This is a genomic window from Roseibium sp., assembly GCF_048260565.1.
Lineage (GTDB): Bacteria > Pseudomonadota > Alphaproteobacteria > Rhizobiales > Stappiaceae > Roseibium.
This window is the reverse complement of sequence record NZ_JBLXGP010000007.1, coordinates 86969-104529: the sequence shown is the minus strand read 5'-3', so window position 1 is coordinate 104529 and position 17561 is coordinate 86969. Positions and strand designations below refer to the sequence as shown.

Genomic DNA, 17561 nt, shown 5'->3' with positions numbered 1-17561 from the left:
GTTACTGGTTTTCGTGAAGGTCAGCCGGCCCGGCGCTTTTGCGCACCGGGCCGCAGGGTCGTTTCTGCCGGCTTATTCGACCGCCAGCGCCTTGTCGATCAGTTGCTGACCGCCTTCGACCTTCTCGGCGAAGTTCTTGTAGGAGGTCTCCTTTGCGATCGCGAGCCAGGCGTTGTAGTCGTCGGCGGACATTTCGACGACCTCGACACCGGCATCCTCATAGGCCTTGACCAGCTTGTCATCGAGACCCTTGGCCTGACCGGCGAAATAGTCCTCGGCCACCTTGGCTGCCGCCATCAGGGCGTCCTGCTGTTCCTTGGAGAGCTTGTCCCAGCTGCGCTTGGACATCAGGATCGGCTCGTACATGAACCACAGCGCATTGGCGCCCGGCTTGGTCAGGCAGGTCACCTGTTCGTAGATACGATAGGACACGAAGGAACCGGACGAGGTGTTGGCTGCGTCCAGAACGCCGGTCTGCAGACCGGTGTAGATCTCCGATGACGGCATGGACGCGATCGAGCCGCCTGCTCCCACGAGCATCTCTTCGAAGGCCGGACCGGCCGCGCGGGTCACCTGCCCCTTCATGGTCTCCGGACTGGTGATGCACTGCTTCTTGGAGGCAAACGCACCGGCAAGCCAGGCATCCGCCAGAACCACGACGCCGGCGTCATTGATGACCTGCTTGATGTCGTCCATGAACGGCGATGTGTTCAGCCGCGCCGCACGCTCATGATTGCGCACCAGGCCCGGCATCAGGGTCGCTGAGAATTCCGGATGACGGCCAGAGGCATAGTCGAGCGGGAAAGCCGAAATATCGAGCTGGCCCTTGACCATGGCGCCCCACTGCTCCTTGGGCTTGAACAGGGACTTGCCCGGATAGACCTGGATCTTGACGCCGACGTCGGCCTTTTCCACTTCGCGCGCGAGGATCTGGACCATTTCGTCGCGAACGTCACCTTTTCCGCCCGGCCACTGGTGCGATGCCTTCAGAGTGACATCGGCAGCATTCGCCGCAGGTATGGCGGCACAAACGGCAGCGCTCAGGACGAGCGCCGTCTTGATAAATGTCTTCATATTTTCCTCCCGTTAGCGCGCCATCCTGTTTTTGCGGAAGTCTGCGCGCGGGCGGTTACCCGCCAGGGCCAAGGCAAACATAGCTCTCGCATGCGAGTCAATCTTTTTTGTATACAAGAATAGGCCTTTTGCATAAATTGAGCCCATGACCAAACCCCGCAGCAAAGCCCGGCGTGCCGAAACCTTACGCGAAGCCCTCGAAGGGGACATCGCGACCGGGCGCTATCCGGCGGGAACCCGGCTCGACGAAGTCACGCTCGCCACCCGCTTCAACGTTTCGCGAACGCCGATCCGCGAAGCCCTGATCGAACTGTCCGTCTCCGGCCTGGTCGAGATCCGGCCGCGGCGGGGCGCCTTCGTTCGGGAAATCGGCATTCCCCGGCTGATCGAAATGTTCGAGGTGATGGCGGAGCTGGAAGCCATGTGCGGCCGGCTTGCCGCACGGCGCATTTCGCCCAAGGAACTGGCGACCCTTCAGGCCGCCCATGAGGCCTGCAACCTCGCCTGCGAGGACGGGGATCCGGACGCCTATTTTCATGCCAACCAGACCTTCCACGAGGCGATCTACAAGGCAAGCCACAACGGTTTTCTCGCCGATCAGGCCCGGAGCCTGCAGAACCGGCTCAAGGTCTACCGGCGCCTGCAATTGCGCGTGCGTAATCGGGTCGAGATGTCTCTGGCCGAGCACCAGAAGATCGTCGACACCATCGCCCGTGGCGATGCGGAGGCAGCGGGCGACCACCTGCGCCAGCATGTCCTGATCCAGGGCGAGCGCTTCAATGACTTCGTCGCCTCGGTCGCATCGCACCGGGAGGAAGCCGAAGCCGAACAGCCGCTGCGCAGCGCTGCCGGATAATTAAGCGCGTCCGATCGCCATCCCGCCTTGAAAGCACCTCGAGTTTCCGTCACGCTCACCCGTGTCTTGAACGCACACAGCGGGAGCATCCATGCGCATTGAAACGCTTGCGGAAAAGATCGCCGACGGAACCGTGCATGTGATCGGCATCGGTCTCGGGTTGGCGGCGACCATCGCCCTGATCGCAATCTTGTGGAATTCGCCCGACACCGGACGGCAGGTGAGCGTGTTCGTCTACACCGGCTGCCTCATGGCCATGCTGATCTGCTCCGCCCTCTACAACATCTTCGCCAGGGAGAAGAAGCAGGGGCTGCTGCGCAAGCTCGATCACGCGGCGATCTTCCTGATGATCGCAGGCACTTACACCCCTTTGGCGTCGATGATCATCGGCGGCTGGACCGGCGGTATTCTGCTCGCCGTCGTGTGGACGGGCGCGCTCGCAGGCGCGATCCTGAAGTTCGTGAACCTGAACGGAGTTGAGCGGATCACCGTTCCCCTGTGCCTGGCTTTGGGCTGGGTGGTCGTTTTCGCCTTCAAACCGCTGCTCGACAAGGCGTCGGGCTTCGGCTTCGGCATGATCCTGCTGGGCGGCCTGCTCTATACGGTCGGAACGGCCTTTTACGCCTGCAAACGACTGCCGTTCCAGAACGCCATCTGGCACGCTTTCGTGCTGGCGGCCGCCATCTGCCACTTCAGCGCCGTGCTTTATGACGTGGCGCTTATGCCGGTGACGGCCAGTTAGACGCTGGCTGCGAATTGCCGCCCCTGAACTCGGGCTCCATCGACCACGGCTTTCCCAGAAGAGGATCAGGCCTCATCGTCCGAGCCGCCCCACTTCCCGGTTTTAAATCGATAGAAGGCCCAGCCCCCATAACGGCCGAGCGAGTAAAGCCCGAGAAGGACCAGGACCTGCAGAACTCCGAAGGAGATAAGGTAGAACAGTCCATACCAGATCCCGAATTTACCGAGGTCCGGCAAGCCGCCATCAGCTACGGCGTACATGACTGCAAAGAACCAGGCGATGCCGAGAACTTCGTGGAGACACCCCGAGAAAACGGCCCCGCCGCGGCTTGTTTGTCTTGACGGGCCTTTTGCTCCGATCGCAATTCCGGCAATGAACGCAAGGACAAGCGGAACGACCAGAACCAGGGTAAGCAGCTTGTTCTCACCCAGATACGCGATCATTCCGCTCTCGAAACCCGGTCAGACGACCTGCTGCTGTTCCGCCTGTTCCTTGGTCAGAACGATGACCTTGGTGCGCAGCGGAACGCGGCTGAAGAGATCGATCACATCCTGCTGCCACATGCGGATGCAGCCGGAGGAGGCTTTCGTCCCGATGCTGGAGGGCTTGTTGGTGCCGTGGATGCGGAACAGCGTGTCCACCGGCCCCTGCCAGAGATCCATCGCGCGGGCGCCGAGCGGGTTCTTCAGCCCCGGCTCCATGCCCTTTTCCCAGTAACGGCCGAGCGACGGCTTGCGCGCGATCATTTCCTGCGGAGGCCGCCAGATCGGATGCTCGCGCTTGACGCGGATCAGAGCCTCGCCGGACCAGGCGAAGCCGGAGCGGCCGACGCCGATGCCGTAGCGCAGGGCTTTTTTGCGGGACAGGGTCCAGTAGAGGAAATTGTTATACGGATCGACGATGATCGTGCCCGGCTGTTCACGGGACTTGTAGTCCACGACCTGGCGCCAGTACTTCCGGTCGAACGACTTGTAGTTGATCGCCGGCCAGGTGTAGTCGCCGTCGGGCCATGCCGCATAGGCGGAAGCATAGTCGAAGGTTTCATCCGGCAGGTCCGGCTGGTCGTGCAGACCGACCGAGTAGCAGCCCGAAAGCGGAACCGCCATCATCGCCAGGCCGCCGCCCAAAAAGGCACGACGACTGAACGAACTGCTCATAGGTGCCGCAGGGGACGTTTTCATCGCTTCAAATTCGCTCGGCATGATGGCTCCGCTGTTTTCCTCGCATTTTCATGCGCAGTTTGGGGCCCGTTGGCAAGCGCTTTCTGGGGCCGATCCGGTTTGACACTGGAAATTTCAAACCGATATCGACAAATATGAGACAGACCTTAACCTTGTCTCTCCCTCCCCTCTTCTCCCCAGTCCGAGGTTCCAGCTTTTGCCTTCGAACAAGATCCCCGTCTTCGACGGTCACAACGACACCCTTTTGAAACTGGAAATCGAGGCGGGGACGCCGAAGGAACGCAGTTTTTTCGAACGCACCCAACAGGGCCATATCGACCTGCCGCGGGCGCGTGAGGGCGGATTTGCCGGCGGGCTGTTCGCCATGTTCGTACCGTCGAACATCCACCAGGATTTCACCAGGCCGTTCAATCCGAGAGATCCGGCCAACTACGCCGAGATACCCCAGCCGGAGGCACTCGGCTTTACCCTGCGCATGGCAGCCCGCGCGCAACGGCTGGAACGGGCGTCCGAGGGAGGCTTCACCCTTTGCCGCAGCGTTGCCGACATCGAAAAGGCCATGGCTGCAGACAGCGTCGCCGCGGTTCTGCATATCGAGGGCGCGGAGGCGATCGACACCGATTTCAACGCGCTGGAAGTGCTGCACGCGGCCGGTTTGCGCTCGCTCGGGCCGGTATGGAGCCGCAAGAATGCCTTCGCCGACGGGGTGCCGATGGCCTTTCCCTCCTCGCCGGATACGGGACCGGGCCTGACCGATGCCGGCCGCGCGCTGGTCAGGGCGTGCAACGACCTCAAGATCCTGGTCGACCTGTCGCATATCACCGAAAAGGGATTTTGGGATGTGGCGGAAACGAGCCGCCATCCGCTGGTCGCCAGCCATTCCAATGCCCACGTCTTATGTCAGAACGCCCGCAACCTGACCGACCGCCAGCTCGACGCGATCCGGGAAAGCGACGGTCTGGTCGGCGTCAATTTCCATGTGGCTTTCCTGCGCGAGGACGGGCGCCACGATCGAAGCACACCGCTGGAGACCATCGTTCGCCACTTCGCCTACCTTGTGGAACGGCTCGGCGAAGACCGGGTGGGCTTCGGGTCGGATTTCGATGGCTGCATGGTGCCGGCGGAGCTTGGTGATTCTTCCGGCCTGCAAAAGCTGGTTCAGGCGTTTCGGGATGCCGGTTTCGACGAAGAGCTTATTGAAAAACTGTCTTACAAAAACTGGCTGCGCGTATTGTCGCACACGCAGAATTGACTGATCGTTCAAAAAGTCGCGAATTTGTGATCGCTCAGTCCAATATAGTAATTGTCCGAATTCGCAGCCAAAACAACAATGGATAAGACATGAATCAAAAGCCGGGCACAGACCCTCTGGAGGGTCCGTTCCGGGCAGGTGCAAACAAGTGTCGTGGGCAAACGATTAAAAAATGGAGCTGCGTTACCGGACAAAAGCCGGAATGTAGCTCACCAGAACAACCGCCTTCGGAACCTGAGTGCACCGGATTTAAACAAGGATCTGCACGGCCCCATCGATCCGTCGATCAGGAACAATCGACCGGATTAAACCGAAGCGACCGATAACAATCCGGCATTCGACCGGAAATACGGCTTGTGCGGTTTTGGGGATGGCAGTCTGGATCTAACTGGAGACAGACCGACCAATGACATTGGCCGACATTGCCAACAATCCGCTCTATGCCGGCAAGGGCGCAAGCAAGTCTGAAACGGTACATCAGATACTGAAACGCCGGATTTTGCTGGGATATCTCACGGACGAATGTCCGATTACCGAGCAGGCGTTGGCGCAGGAGTTTTCCTGCTCGCAAGGAACGGTACGCGAAGCCCTGCTCCGGCTGCAGGAATGCGGGCTCGTCGATCGGCGCGGCTACCAGGGAACCTTCGTCACCCGAACGACCCGGGACGAAGCCATCATCATGACCCGCATGCGGGTGCACCTGGAGTGCACCGGGGTCGAACGCGCGGTCGCGGCGGCCGATGACGCCAAGCTCGACGATCTCCGGGAGCTTATGGACCTCTACGAAGAAAGCCGCGAGCAACACGACGTCTTTACCTGCTCGGAAATCGACAGGCATCTGCATTGCTTCATTTTCGATATGGCGGAAATGCCCATGCTCGAGCCGTTTCTGAACCGCGCGCTGTTACAGCTGCACCGCTACATGGTCTCCCCCCATCAGGGAAATATCATCTGGAACCGGAACGAGGGGTCGCGGCATATCGACATCCTGGACGCGTTCGAACGCCGCGATGCGGAATCCGCCAAGCGGCGGATGAAGCGCCATATCGCTCAGTCGGTCAAGAATCTGGCACCCGATATTTATGCGGTCGTTTTCGAGAACGACCGCCAGGGCGAGCCGCAGATGACGCCAAAGCAACTATGGAATTCCGCGTTCCCCTTTCCGAACGCTATCTGATCTTTCGCTTCAGCGACACGTGCGAACCCGACCGCTGTAGGTTCGGTAGGTGCCGGTGCGCGGATTGAAGGATTTATATTTGCGCGCGCAGTAGGCGATCCATTCGGGCGACCACTGGACCGGGCGATAGGCCGGCGGCTGATAATAGCGCGGCGGGCCGACATAGGCCTCGGACCGGTAGGGATAGGGCGGCGGCGGCAGGTACCGGTAGGGCGGCGGATCGTAGTAGATCGGGCCGCCGTAATAGGACGGCCCGGCATAATAACCCGGGCTGGACAGGGCCGAACCGATGATCGCCCCGGTCGCCAGACCGATGACCCCGGCAGCGGCCGCGCCACCCCAATCGTTGTAACGATGATAACGTCCACCGGCCTCGGCCGGGGACAGGCTGACGGCGACAAGACCGATCGCGGCGATCGCGGTCAGGCAGACATGGCCAACCCGTCGATTGGCCTTGAGAGAAAACACAGACGGTATCATCTCCATCCTCCACAACAAGGACGCCCAAAACACCCCAACCCAAGGTCTGAAGACTATCACAAGACGCCGAAAACACGGCGCGAATAAGGAAAGCACTTGAAACCGGCGCCCGGATCGTATTCCTGTCGGCTCCCGGCAATCCCGAAACCGCTCCAGACACGTAATCGATTTTCATGGCCCCTCCTCTTCTGACGCTCCGCGACATTCACCTGACCTTCGGCGGCACGCCGCTGCTCACCGGCGCGGAGCTTTCCGTTTCCGAGGGCGACCGGATCTGCCTGGTCGGGCGTAACGGCTCGGGCAAGTCGACGCTGTTGAAGATCGCCGCCGGCCAGATCGAGGCGGATGGCGGCGAGCGCTTCTTCCAGCCGGGCCGCACCATCCGCTACCTGCCGCAGGAGCCGGATCTCTCCGCCTACGCGACCGTGCTCGACTATGTGAATGAGGGGCTTGCGCCCGGCGACGATCCCTATCGCGGCCAGTACCTGCTCGACGTGCTCGGTCTGACCGGCAAGGAGGACCCCAAGGCGCTGTCCGGAGGCGAGGCGCGCCGGGCCGCACTGGCGCGCACGCTCGCGCCGGAGCCGGACGTGCTCCTGCTCGACGAGCCGACCAACCACCTGGACCTTCCGGCCATCGAATGGCTGGAAGAGGAACTCAAAGGCCTGAAATCGGCCATCGTGCTGATATCCCACGACCGGCGCTTCCTGGAAAACCTGTCGCGCGCGACCGTGTGGATCGACCGGGGCCTATCCCGGCGGCTCGACAAGGGCTTTGCCCATTTCGAGGCCTGGCGCGACGAGGTGTTCGAGCAGGAAGAGATCGACCAGCAGAAGCTTGCCCAGAAGATCAAGCGCGAAGAGCACTGGATGACCTATGGCGTCACCGCCCGGCGCAAGCGCAACATGCGCCGGGTGCGCGAACTCGCCGATCTGCGCCAGCAGAAACGCGATCACCGCGGCCCGCAGGGCACCGCCAAGCTCGCCGCCACGGACGCTGAGGTCTCCGGCAAGCTGGTGATCGAGGCGAAAGGCATTTCCAAGAGCTACGGCGTGCGGGCGATCGTCACGGAGTTTTCCACCCGCATCCAGCGCGGCGACCGGATCGGCCTCGTCGGTCCGAACGGCGCCGGCAAGACGACGCTTCTGAAGATGCTCACTGGCGAACTCGCGCCCGACACCGGCTCGGTCCGCCTCGGCACCAACCTGGAGATGGTCACCCTCGACCAGAAGCGGGAACATCTGAACCCCGCCGACACGCTGTCCTCGGTCCTGACCGGCGGGCGCGGCGACACGGTGGTCGTCGGCAACGAGACCAAGCACGTCATCGGCTACATGAAGGACTTCCTGTTCTCGCCGGAACAGGCGCGGACCCCCGTCGGCGTGCTTTCCGGCGGCGAACGGGCCCGCGCCATGCTCGCCCGGGCGCTGGCTGCCAAGTCGAACCTGATGGTGCTCGACGAACCGACCAACGATCTCGACCTGGAAACCCTCGACCTCCTGCAGGAACTGCTTTCCGACTATGAGGGCACCGCTCTGATCGTCTCCCACGACCGTGACTTCCTCGACCGTGTCGCGACCTCCGTCATCGTCTCCGAGGGCAACGGCAAGTGGCAGGAATATGCCGGAGGCTATTCCGACATGCTCGCCCAACGCGGCGAAGGCGTGACCGCCCGCAAGGTGGAAAAGACGTCCCCGAAGAAGACGAAGGAAGAGCCTGCACCGGCGGAAAAGACCGCGAAGCCCGCCGCAAAGTCGAAACTCTCATTTACCCAGCAACATCTGTTGAAGACCCTGCCGCAAACCATTGAGACCCTTGAGTCAAAACTTGCCAAGCTGCAGCAGGAGATGAACGACCCGGCGCTTTACTCGAAGAACCCGGACAAATTCGCGAAGCTTTCGGCGCAAATCACCGAATTGACTGCGGAAAAGGACTCCGCGGAAGAACAGTGGCTGGAACTCGAGATGTTGAAGGAAGAGATGGAGTCCTGAACGGGCGTCGCTCCTATTTTGTCATCCCTGCGAAGGCAGGGATCCAGTAATCTATTGAATTCGCTTTTCTTTCTCACTTACAAGCCACACGGAGTACTGGATCCCGGTCTTGACGCTACGCGTCAAACCGGGATGACAATCGTGCCGGTGGCCTTGCTGTGCCCCGTCCCATTCCGTCATCCCATGACTTGATCATGGGATCTATGCCGTGCGGCCAATCACACTCACAGGGTGTGCTTGGAGTAAGGTCACGGCATGGATGCTCTGATTAAGTCCGAGCATGGCAATGGCGATTGATTCCCGCTCTATTATTTGCCTAATTGAAGCTGCAACTGAGAGCTGAACCATGACCCTGGTTGATATTTCAGACTTGACCGAGCGGCACGACGTCGAACTTGGGCCACCCGCTTCGCATCTCGCCGAAGACGCGAAGCTGCACTCCGGCGTCAGATTGCCCGAGGCGCATATCGACCTGTTGGCCAGGGCGAACGGATTGTCGATCTACAGCGGTTATTTTCGGCTTTTTGGGTTCCATACAGACCCGGAGCGCGATCTTGAGGTCTGGAACGATGCGAACCTCTGGAAATATGCCTGGCAGGGACGGGTGGATGACTTCCTGTGCTTCGGAACCACCGCCTGGGGCGATCAATACGCTTATCACCTGCCGTCTCTAGCGGAGAAAGGTCACTCGGCGGTTTTTCTCCTCGACGCATATTCGATGGACGCAGATCCACTTGCCGACAGTTTCCCGGAGTTCTGGCAAATTGAGTTCCTGCCAAACGTCACAGCCCCTTATGATCATATGGTTGAAAAGTGCCGTAAAGCCTTCGGCTCCTCCGGATGGAACGAGCTCTTGACCTATTCGCCTCATCTGCTCCTCGGCGGCACAGAAGATGTAGCCAACATCGTCAGGATGAGTCCACGGGTCGTCATGCGTATGAATGCAGAAATTGCGCTACAGCTCGAACGCCTTCCGGATGAAACGGAGATTATCGGGGTGACGACCCACATGAATGATAAGGGCGAACCCGAAATTCAATTGATAACCAGGTAAGACGCAATACCAGCGGTAATACGGATCACCCTCATCCGAAAATCTTCGCCTTCTCCTCCTCGCCCAGCAGCTTCCATTCGCCCTCGGCCAGTCCTTCCAGCCCCAGCCCGCCGATGCGGATGCGGGTCAATGCGGTCACGTGGTTGCCGGTGGCGGCGAACATGCGGCGGACCTGGTGGTAGCGGCCTTCGTGCAGGGTCAGGCGGACGTGGGTGTCGTCGATGACTTCCAGTTCGGCGGGCTTTAAAGGCTTGTGCTCGTTTTCCAGCATCATCTCGCCCGAGGCAAAGATCGCCGCCTCGTTGCCCTTCAGGGGCCGGTCGAGGTCTGCTTCGTAGACCTTGGGCACTTCCGATTTCGGCGAGATCACCTTGTGCAGGAAGGTGCCGTCGTCGGTGAAGAGCAGCGCACCGGAGGTTTCCTTGTCGAGGCGGCCGATGGTGGACAGAACCGGCTTGCGCATCCGGAACCGGTCCGGCAGCAGGTCGTAGACCAGCCGGCCCTGATCCTTGATGGAACAGGTGTAGCCGAGCGGCTTGTTCAACAGGAGGACCATGCCCTCGGGCGGATCGAGCGGCTCGTCGTCGAAGAGAATGTCCTCATGGGGCGTCTTGCTGTCGGCCTTGAGCGGGTTTCCCTCCCGGTCTGTCACCCAGCCGTGGCGGATCGCCGTCTGGATTTCCTTGCGGCTGCCGTAGCCGAGATTGGCAATGAGTTTGACCAGACGCATCTGCCTACCGCCCCTTGCCCTTCGCCGCGCCGCCAACCGCGCCCTTGATCGCGCGGATCACCTTGTAACCGCCCTCGTCGGCGATCATGTCGACGGCGCGGAAGGTTTCCTTCAGGGTCGCCTCGTAGGGCAAATGGCGGTTGGCGACCATGTAGAAGACGCCGCCGATCCTCAGTCCCGCAGCGGCTGCGCGGATGAAATCCTGACCGACGTCGGTGCGGCCGGCCTTGCCGGACTGGTGGAACGGCGGGTTGGAGACGATGAAGTCGTAGGTCCCCTCCAGCCCGCGGGTGACGTCGGACCAGAGGCCGTGCAGGATCTTCGTTTCCGAAAAGGCCTTCAGGTTTTCCCGGGCCAGATCCAGCGCCCGCTTCTCTGCCTCGTAGAGGTCGAGTGCGGTCACCTTCGGCGCGCGTTCCAGAACGGTGCGCGCGAGAAATCCGAAACCGCAACCGAGATCGGCACCCTTGCCGGCCAGCGTGTCCGGCAGATGATCCGCAAGCAGCCGTGACGCCGGGTCGATCCGGTCCCAGGCGAAGATGCCCGGCCGGCTGATCCAGGCCCCGTCCAGGATCGGGCGCGGCGCATCGAGCTTCGCCCATTCAGCCTTGAGCGACTGATCGAGCTCGGCGCTGGTCTCCTCGATCCAGATTACCCGGCATTTGTTTTTCGACAGCTGATCGACCGAACCGAACAGGGCCGCCATGTCGGAAACAAGCGTTTTGGCGCCTTCGGTATTGAGGGCGGCGACCACCACCCAGCCGCCGGGTTTGACCAGCGTTGCCGCTCGGGCCAGTTCTGCGCGGGCTTCCTGACGCTGGCGTCCAGGAAGAACGAAGACCAGATCGAAATCCGTTTCGTCCGTCTCCGCGACGACGGTAAAGCCGCCCGCCTGCAGCCGGTCGCGCTCGGGCGCGAAGCTTTGCTCGCAGGTCACCTGCCCTTCATGAAACAGCTTCATGGCCGGGTGCATCCGCGCCCGCAGGAACAGCACGCGCTCGGTCCCCGTGTAGGGGATATCGCCGTTTTCGATCGGCAGGATCAGGGTTTCAAACGCGGGGTCGGACATCGGCTTTAGAAATACTCGCTTAAACGCCACAGGTAAGCCGCCGGCAGGGCGGAAAGACCGCTCTCATAGACCCGCCATGTCCAAAGGTCAAAAGGCGGCGTCGGACTTGAACGCCTTGCCGTCGACCAGCAGCCGGAGCGGCAGGGCGCGGCCGTCCGGATGAACGGCGACGACGACCTGAATCCGCTTGGCGGGAAGCCGTTCGATCTCCTTGCCCTCGCCCTCGGGCAGATAGAAGGCATCGATGTGGTAGTCGATGTTCAGTTCTCCGCCGGACATGGATCGATAGGTGCCGGCGATGGCCAGGGGCCCTGCCTCCTCTCGGGTCAGGGTCACACGAACCACCCTGGCCGCGCCGCTATCGGTGACTTCCAGACCGGCATAAACCGTATCGCCCGGCTCTAGTCCGACGCCGCCCTTCAGCAGTTGCGCCGGTACCCGGCCGATTTCAAGATTGAGAATGACATAATCACCACGCAGAAGATCGCGCGGATCGACGGGGATGAGGTTCAGGATGACTTCCTGGCCTTTCATCTGGACCTGCAACCGGTCGGCGAGCGGAACGGCGATCAGGGCAAGCTGGATCAGCGCCAGCACTCCCCAGCGGAGAAAGGGCGAGCGAAGGGCGTTCGGGAGGCTCATGATACCGCCTCCCCTTGCCCGGTCCCGCTTTCGCGGCGGTTCTGGCGGCGCAGAACCCGGGTCACGACAAAGGCCATGCCCAGCAAAATCACGCCGGCGATCAGGAAGAACACCGACTGGCCGAGCAGCGAGCCGATCGTCTCGTCAAGCAGCCACAGCACGACGGCCGTCAGGCCGGCATAGGCGCAGAGCGTCCAGAAGGCGTTGTTGTAAAGGGTGCCGATCAGGCTGAGGCCGACCAGGGCCGCCAGCACCAGGGCCGACACGAGAATGATGTTCTGCATAGCGATCGGCAGGATAACGGCGACAAGAGCCAGAAGAACCGCCCCGAAGAACGAGCGCGCCTTGCCGGTCTTGAATGACAACAGCAGACCCAAGCCGCAGAGCGCCAAAGCCAGCAGCAGGACCGCGGCGGCCGGCGGGCTCATCATGGCTTTCAAGAGATTGGCATTGTCCAGATCCGTCTGCACCACAATGACAAATGCGAGAATGGCCGACAGGATGGCAAAGCCGACATCCTGCATCGACATCAGCATCAGCCAGCGGCCATGGCTCTTCCGCGGAACGTCTCCGCCCCATTTGACCGCCAGATCGGCGACCTGGCCGAGCTGGATCAGGCAGGCGGACAAGCCGGCGGCGGCCAGGATCATGATCGCAAAATTCGTGTCATCGCCGTTCCCGAAGATATCGACCGTATCCATGAGCCAGCGGCCGAAGGTCACGAGCAGCAGCGATAGGGCCGCCCAGCGCGCCAATCGGTTCGGATGAACAACCGGATGCAGGAAGACGGCCACCAGCAGGACCAGCCCGATGAGATCGCCAAGCGTGGAGGTTTCACCAACGTCAGCCCGTCCGATCTGCCAGCTGATCGCCGCGACCGCGGCCACGATCAGCGAGGCTTTGGAGCCGGTGATCCAGGCCGCCGCGAGCGCGCCGAGACAGACCAGAAAGGCCCCGCCGGCCCAGTCCGAGGGCAGATGGAAGATCTGGCCGACCAGGGCCATGCCGCCGACGAAGACCAGCGTGGCGAAGGCGGTCGCTAGATCTGCCACCCCCTTGCGGCCGGCATTCGAGGCCCAGGCGGCGAGACCATGGGCGGCCAGGATCATGGCGACGATGCCGGCAAGCTTGACGTATTTCGGAATGCCGTCCCAGTTGGCAGCGATGAAGGCTGCCAGCGCAAGGGCAATACAGACGACACCGATGCCGCCGAGCACCATCGGCAGGCGCGAGCGCCCGTCGCCGGTGGAGATTTCCTCCAGGATATGGGCGGCTCCCGCTGACCCGACCCAGCCGCGCTCGACCCAGGTTTCCAGGTCGTGTTTCAGGCGTCTCTTGTAAAATACGTCGAGCATCGACGCTCCCGTTTTTCCCTGTTTGAAAAACAGCTTATCCCGGAACGGGAAGCGTTGACAGCAGGATTGAAGCCGGGTTCGAATAGGCGTGGAAACGGCACGCAGCAATCCGCCAGAACGATGCCGTCCGGGAGGAACATCATGACCCTGTCACGCCAGCTCGCCAAGCGGGCCGAGGAAAACCGCCCCGTCCGCGTCGGCCTGATCGGCGGCGGCAAGTTCGGTTCCATGTACCTGACGCAAGCCAGACTGACGAAGGGCATCCATATCCTCGGCATTGCCGACCTGAACCCCACCCGCCTGCGCGAAACCCTGAAGCGCGCCGGCTGGCCGGACGACCAGACCGACACGTCATCGTTTCCTGCCGCAATCCAGTCGGGCCGCACCTTCATCACCGAGAGTGGCGAGGACCTGATCAAGGCCGACGGGCTCGACGTGCTGATCGATGCCACCGGCGATCCGGCGGCCGGCATCCGCCACGCGCTGATGGCCTTCGAGAACGGCCGCCATGTGGTGATGGTCAATGTGGAGGCGGATGCGCTCGCCGGACCCCTGCTCGCCCGGCGCGCCGAAGCGGCAGGGCTCGTCTATTCGCTCGCCTGGGGAGACCAGCCGGCGCTGATCGCCGATCACGTGGACTGGGCGCGCGCCTGCGGCTTCAAGGTGGTCTGTGCCGGCAAGGGCACGCGCTACCTGCCGAGCTATCACCACCTGACGCCGGACACGGTCTGGGAAACGCTGCAGACCTATCTGGCGCTCAAGGATCCTACCCAAATCAATCTGAAGATGTTCAACTCGTTCCTGGACGGCACCAAGTCCGGGATCGAGATGACGGCGGTGTGCAATGCCACCGGTCTGATCCCCCAGGACGACGGCCTCGCCTTCCCGCCCGCCACCCGCTTCGAGCTTTCTTCCGTGTGCAAGCCGCAGGCGAACGGCGGCACGCTGACCCGCACCGGCACGACGGAAGTCGTCTCCTCGCTCTACCGGGACGGCACGGACGTGCCGCATCATCTCGCCATGGGCACCTATGTGGTGATCGAGGCGGAGACCGATTACGCCCGGCAATGCTTCACCGAGTATCACATGCTGGAGGATGACAGCGGCCAGTTCGCCGCCCTCTACCGTCCGACCCACATGATCGGAATGGAACTCGGCTGGTCGGTGGCGTCCGCCGCCCTGCGCGGCGAGCCGACAGGCACGGCGGTGGGCTTTCACTCCGACGTGGTCGCGACAACCAAAAAAGCCATGAAGGCCGGCGAGATGCTCGACGGCGAAGGCGGCTTCACCGTCTGGGGCAAGCAGTGCCCAGCGACCGCGTCGCTTGCCGCAGGATATCTGCCGCTCGGCCTGTCGCACAACGTCAAGCTTACCCGTGATGTGGCCGAGGGCCAGATGCTCACCTGGGCAGACGTGGTCCTGGACGAGACCGACAGCGCCTATCAATTCCGCCGCAAGATGGAGACGGAATTCGGCTGAGGTTCACGGGTCAACACCCGCTGCTGTCGGGTTTGCTTATGAAGTCTTTCTCCAAGTATTTGACATATCGCTGGCATTCCTCCTCCGGAATAGAGTGGAGACGAAAGGCAGTCCCGCTCACTCCCGTCTCCCCCCTTGAGGGGGAGATGTCGGCGTGAGCCGACAGAGGGGGGTGAAACGGTGCCTCATTTTCTGAAAAGCCGAATTTTCTGAAAGGCTTATACCCCCCTCTGTCTCCTGACGGAGACATCTCCCCCTCAAGGGGGGAGAGGAAAACAAGCGGATAAGCCAGAGTTTCAACACTTACGCCCTTAAACCGAGCACCAGTGGGTCCATACCCGACCTCAGCCGAGCGCAATGTCTCCAAGGATCTTGGCCAGACCTTGCGGGTCGGCATCGAAGGGAGAATGGCTCGTCGCCATGACATGGACGGCCGTCTTGTTGCCCATGGCTTCATCCATCAGCGCGATCATCTTCTTCTGCCCGGCCGGCGTGACCGCCCGGTCCTCGGTGCAATGGATGTAATGGCGCGGCACCTGGCCGAAGCGTTCTTTCGTCACCGGTGACGGTACGGTCGCCACCTGTGCCGGCTCGTCGCAGTGCAGATGCGCTTCCGCCTTTTTGAACATCTCCTCGCCGACATCTCCGGCATAGGCTTCGTGGATTCGGGCCTGGTAGTCCGGATCCTCGGAACGGAAATCGACCCGCAGGGCACCGACCGCGGCCGGGTCGGCGGCAAAGAGCCCCGGCACCAGCGCGTCAGCCATGGATTCGTCCTGGATCATGGCGACCGGCGGCATGCCCGGCGGCAGCATGAAAGCGGTAATGTAGACGGCCGCCGAAATCAGCTCGGGCACGCGCTCGACCACGTGAGAAACCGTCGCCCCGCCAAGCGAATGGCCGGCGAGAACGACCTTGCCGCCGCATTTTTCCGCCGTCTCCCGAACCTGGCTAATCACGAAATCCGTGCGCTCGTCCTGGGTGACGCCCGCATTGGGCGAGGGCTCGGTGGCGAAGGCTTGGCTATCCAGCGGACGTTTCAGGAATGAGGCAGGCAGCCTGGCGTTGACGCCGGCGCCGGGCATGTCGAACACGGTGGTGGCGATGCCGCGGGCATTCAGGATCGGGACGACATGGTCCCAGGTTTCATGATTATGCCAGGCGCCGTGGATGAAAACGATGCCTGCGGACTGATCTGCCATTTATTCCTCCCTGCCTGATATGCATCAGCGATGCACTACAGTTTTCCCGTTTCCTATAGCTTCTTTGAGCGCTAGGTTGCTACGAAACCGCAAAGCTTTTCAATCCGTTCGCGAGACCAAATGACATCCCGACTGTTTTCGCCGCTCTCCCTCCGGTCGCTGACCCTGAAAAACCGCATCGCCGTGTCGCCCATGTGTCAGTATTCCGCCGGTGACGGCATCGCCAACGACTGGCATCTGGTGCACCTGGGCAAGTTCGCTCAAGGCGGCGCGGGGCTGATCTTTACAGAGGCGGTTGCCGTCAACCGCAACGGCCGGATCACCCATGGCGACCTGGGCATCTGGTCGGACGAGCACGCCGCCGCCCTTGCCCGGATCACCGCCTTCCTGCGCGCCCACGGATCGGTGCCGGCAATCCAGCTCGGTCATGCGGGCCGCAAGGCCTCCATGCAGCGCCCCTGGGAAGGCAACGCGGCCCTCACGGAGACGGAATTCGCCAAGGGCGAGATGCCCTGGCGCACCGTCGCCCCCTCGCCGCTTCCCATGGCCGAAGGCTGGCTGGTGCCGCACGAAATGACCGCTCAGGATATCGCCGACACGGTCCGGGACTTCGTCGATGCGACCCGCCGCGCCCATTGGGCCGGCTTCGACGTGGCTGAAATCCACGCCGCCCATGGCTATCTGCTGGCAAGCTTCCTGTCGCCCCATTCCAACAAGCGCACCGATGCCTATGGCGGCAGCCGCGAAGGCCGGGCAAAGGCGCTGTTCGAGGTGGTCGAGGCGGTGCGTGCCGAGTGGCCGGAGGACAAACCACTGTTCGTGCGCATTTCCTCGGTGGACGGAACGCCGGACGGCTGGAACCTGGACGACAGCGTCTGGCTCGCCGGAGAACTGAAGGCGCGCGGCGTCGATGTCATCGACTGCTCGTCCGGTGGTATCGCCGGCCCGGCAACCGCCGGCCGCACGCCACCGCCTCCGGGTTTCCAGGTGCCTTACGCGGAGCGGATCAAACGCGAGACCGGTATCCTGACGCAAGCCGTCGGGCTGATTACCGAGGCACAGCAGGCGGAGGACATCCTCGCCGCGGGCAGCGCCGATATCATCGCCATCGGCCGCGAGGCCCTGTCCGACCCGAACTGGCCGGTTCACGCCGCCGATACGCTCGGCGACGACAAGGCCTTCGAGACCTGGCCGAAGCAATACGGCTGGTGGCTCAACAAGCGCCGCGAAAGCACCGGGCGGTATTGAGCGGCTGAAGTATTCGACCGCGGAGGTTG

General features: G+C 62.1%; 17 protein-coding genes. 8 read left to right on the top strand and 9 right to left on the bottom strand.

Features of this window, described 5'->3' with window-relative positions; all coding sequences use genetic code 11:
- Positions 1-72: 72 nt before the first annotated feature.
- Positions 73-1074, bottom strand: coding sequence for a TRAP transporter substrate-binding protein DctP (dctP, locus tag ACN0SO_RS16195; RefSeq protein WP_417679562.1), 1002 nt, complete (start codon positions 1072-1074; stop codon positions 73-75).
- A gap of 145 nt (positions 1075-1219) precedes the next feature.
- Between dctP and ACN0SO_RS16190 the strand changes: the two genes are divergently transcribed.
- The gene (locus ACN0SO_RS16190) at positions 1220-1930 is read left to right on the top strand and encodes a GntR family transcriptional regulator (RefSeq protein WP_417679560.1); all 711 of its coding nucleotides are present in this window, start codon (positions 1220-1222) and stop codon (positions 1928-1930) included.
- 91 nt (positions 1931-2021) lie between these two features.
- Positions 2022-2672 carry a PAQR family membrane homeostasis protein TrhA gene (trhA, locus tag ACN0SO_RS16185; RefSeq protein ID WP_417679558.1) on the top strand — a complete coding sequence of 217 codons (651 nt, stop codon included), beginning with the start codon at positions 2022-2024 and terminating at the stop codon, positions 2670-2672.
- 65 nt (positions 2673-2737) lie between these two features.
- Here trhA and ACN0SO_RS16180 read toward each other — a convergent pair whose 3' ends face one another.
- Together ACN0SO_RS16180 and ACN0SO_RS16175 are read right to left on the bottom strand one after the other, a co-directional pair.
- A complete protein-coding gene (locus ACN0SO_RS16180; protein ID WP_417679555.1) occupies positions 2738-3115 on the bottom strand; it encodes a hypothetical protein in 378 nt (125 codons plus the stop codon).
- Positions 3116-3133: 18 nt separating this feature from the next.
- Positions 3134-3874, bottom strand: a complete 741-nt coding sequence (locus tag ACN0SO_RS16175) for a L,D-transpeptidase (RefSeq protein ID WP_417679553.1) — start codon at positions 3872-3874, stop codon at positions 3134-3136.
- A 175-nt stretch (positions 3875-4049) separates the two neighbouring features.
- On the opposite strand from ACN0SO_RS16175, the gene ACN0SO_RS16170 reads away from it, so the two are divergent.
- Together ACN0SO_RS16170 and ACN0SO_RS16165 are read left to right on the top strand one after the other, a co-directional pair.
- The gene (locus ACN0SO_RS16170) at positions 4050-5105 is read left to right on the top strand and encodes a dipeptidase (protein WP_417679551.1); all 1056 of its coding nucleotides are present in this window, start codon (positions 4050-4052) and stop codon (positions 5103-5105) included.
- A 406-nt stretch (positions 5106-5511) separates the two neighbouring features.
- Complete coding sequence (locus ACN0SO_RS16165; protein WP_417679549.1) at positions 5512-6282, top strand: GntR family transcriptional regulator; 771 nt, start codon at positions 5512-5514, stop codon at positions 6280-6282.
- 9 nt (positions 6283-6291) lie between these two features.
- On the opposite strand, the gene ACN0SO_RS16160 is transcribed toward ACN0SO_RS16165, so the two are convergent.
- Positions 6292-6762 (bottom strand): BA14K family protein, encoded by a 471-nt coding sequence (locus tag ACN0SO_RS16160; RefSeq protein ID WP_417679547.1) that lies wholly within the window; start codon positions 6760-6762, stop codon positions 6292-6294.
- A 173-nt stretch (positions 6763-6935) separates the two neighbouring features.
- Between ACN0SO_RS16160 and ACN0SO_RS16155 the strand changes: the two genes are divergently transcribed.
- Both ACN0SO_RS16155 and ACN0SO_RS16150 read left to right on the top strand, forming a co-directional pair.
- Positions 6936-8753 (top strand): ABC-F family ATP-binding cassette domain-containing protein, encoded by a 1818-nt coding sequence (locus ACN0SO_RS16155; protein ID WP_417679545.1) that lies wholly within the window; start codon positions 6936-6938, stop codon positions 8751-8753.
- Between the two features lie 346 nt (positions 8754-9099).
- Positions 9100-9807, top strand: coding sequence for a hypothetical protein (locus tag ACN0SO_RS16150; protein WP_417679543.1), 708 nt, complete (start codon positions 9100-9102; stop codon positions 9805-9807).
- Positions 9808-9838: 31 nt separating this feature from the next.
- Here the strand turns inward: ACN0SO_RS16150 and ACN0SO_RS16145 are convergent, their stop codons facing one another.
- The 4 genes from ACN0SO_RS16145 to ACN0SO_RS16130 all read right to left on the bottom strand — a co-directional run bounded on the left by ACN0SO_RS16145 (position 9839) and on the right by ACN0SO_RS16130 (position 13603).
- Positions 9839-10537, bottom strand: coding sequence for a pseudouridine synthase (locus ACN0SO_RS16145; protein ID WP_417679541.1), 699 nt, complete (start codon positions 10535-10537; stop codon positions 9839-9841).
- A gap of 4 nt (positions 10538-10541) precedes the next feature.
- Positions 10542-11606 carry a class I SAM-dependent methyltransferase gene (locus ACN0SO_RS16140; RefSeq protein WP_417679539.1) on the bottom strand — a complete coding sequence of 355 codons (1065 nt, stop codon included), beginning with the start codon at positions 11604-11606 and terminating at the stop codon, positions 10542-10544.
- An 87-nt stretch (positions 11607-11693) separates the two neighbouring features.
- The gene (locus tag ACN0SO_RS16135; RefSeq protein ID WP_417679537.1) at positions 11694-12248 is read right to left on the bottom strand and encodes a GDYXXLXY domain-containing protein; all 555 of its coding nucleotides are present in this window, start codon (positions 12246-12248) and stop codon (positions 11694-11696) included.
- Positions 12245-13603 (bottom strand): DUF2157 domain-containing protein, encoded by a 1359-nt coding sequence (locus ACN0SO_RS16130; protein ID WP_417679535.1) that lies wholly within the window; start codon positions 13601-13603, stop codon positions 12245-12247. Before ACN0SO_RS16130 ends, ACN0SO_RS16135 begins: the two co-directional genes overlap by 4 nt.
- A 141-nt stretch (positions 13604-13744) precedes the next feature.
- Between ACN0SO_RS16130 and ACN0SO_RS16125 the strand changes: the two genes are divergently transcribed.
- A complete protein-coding gene (locus tag ACN0SO_RS16125; RefSeq protein WP_417679533.1) occupies positions 13745-15082 on the top strand; it encodes an NAD(P)H-dependent oxidoreductase in 1338 nt (445 codons plus the stop codon).
- 344 nt (positions 15083-15426) lie between these two features.
- On the opposite strand, the gene ACN0SO_RS16120 is transcribed toward ACN0SO_RS16125, so the two are convergent.
- On the bottom strand, positions 15427-16284 hold the full coding sequence (locus ACN0SO_RS16120) for an alpha/beta fold hydrolase (RefSeq protein ID WP_417679531.1): 858 nt from the start codon (positions 16282-16284) through the stop codon (positions 15427-15429).
- 120 nt (positions 16285-16404) lie between these two features.
- Here ACN0SO_RS16120 and ACN0SO_RS16115 point away from each other — a divergent pair, with 120 nt between their 5' ends.
- Complete coding sequence (locus tag ACN0SO_RS16115; protein ID WP_417679529.1) at positions 16405-17532, top strand: NADH:flavin oxidoreductase/NADH oxidase; 1128 nt, start codon at positions 16405-16407, stop codon at positions 17530-17532.
- Positions 17533-17561 lie beyond the last annotated feature (29 nt).

Bases quoted from the DNA above. Each gene is read 5' to 3' on its own strand.
- ACN0SO_RS16155 (WP_417679545.1), top strand. From the start codon at position 6,936: ATGGCCCCTCCTCTTCTGACGCTCCGCGACATTCACCTGACCTTCGGC.
- ACN0SO_RS16150 (WP_417679543.1), top strand. From the start codon at position 9,100: ATGACCCTGGTTGATATTTCAGACTTGACCGAGCGGCACGACGTCGAA.
- ACN0SO_RS16145 (WP_417679541.1), bottom strand. From the start codon at position 10,537: ATGCGTCTGGTCAAACTCATTGCCAATCTCGGCTACGGCAGCCGCAAG.
- ACN0SO_RS16165 (WP_417679549.1), top strand. From the start codon at position 5,512: ATGACATTGGCCGACATTGCCAACAATCCGCTCTATGCCGGCAAGGGC.
- ACN0SO_RS16115 (WP_417679529.1), top strand. From the start codon at position 16,405: ATGACATCCCGACTGTTTTCGCCGCTCTCCCTCCGGTCGCTGACCCTG.
- ACN0SO_RS16135 (WP_417679537.1), bottom strand. From the start codon at position 12,248: ATGAGCCTCCCGAACGCCCTTCGCTCGCCCTTTCTCCGCTGGGGAGTG.
- ACN0SO_RS16175 (WP_417679553.1), bottom strand. From the start codon at position 3,874: ATGCCGAGCGAATTTGAAGCGATGAAAACGTCCCCTGCGGCACCTATG.
- ACN0SO_RS16180 (WP_417679555.1), bottom strand. From the start codon at position 3,115: ATGATCGCGTATCTGGGTGAGAACAAGCTGCTTACCCTGGTTCTGGTC.
- ACN0SO_RS16160 (WP_417679547.1), bottom strand. From the start codon at position 6,762: ATGATACCGTCTGTGTTTTCTCTCAAGGCCAATCGACGGGTTGGCCAT.
- ACN0SO_RS16190 (WP_417679560.1), top strand. From the start codon at position 1,220: ATGACCAAACCCCGCAGCAAAGCCCGGCGTGCCGAAACCTTACGCGAA.
- ACN0SO_RS16140 (WP_417679539.1), bottom strand. From the start codon at position 11,606: ATGTCCGACCCCGCGTTTGAAACCCTGATCCTGCCGATCGAAAACGGC.
- dctP (WP_417679562.1), bottom strand. From the start codon at position 1,074: ATGAAGACATTTATCAAGACGGCGCTCGTCCTGAGCGCTGCCGTTTGT.
- trhA (WP_417679558.1), top strand. From the start codon at position 2,022: ATGCGCATTGAAACGCTTGCGGAAAAGATCGCCGACGGAACCGTGCAT.
- ACN0SO_RS16120 (WP_417679531.1), bottom strand. From the start codon at position 16,284: ATGGCAGATCAGTCCGCAGGCATCGTTTTCATCCACGGCGCCTGGCAT.
- ACN0SO_RS16130 (WP_417679535.1), bottom strand. From the start codon at position 13,603: ATGCTCGACGTATTTTACAAGAGACGCCTGAAACACGACCTGGAAACC.
- ACN0SO_RS16125 (WP_417679533.1), top strand. From the start codon at position 13,745: ATGACCCTGTCACGCCAGCTCGCCAAGCGGGCCGAGGAAAACCGCCCC.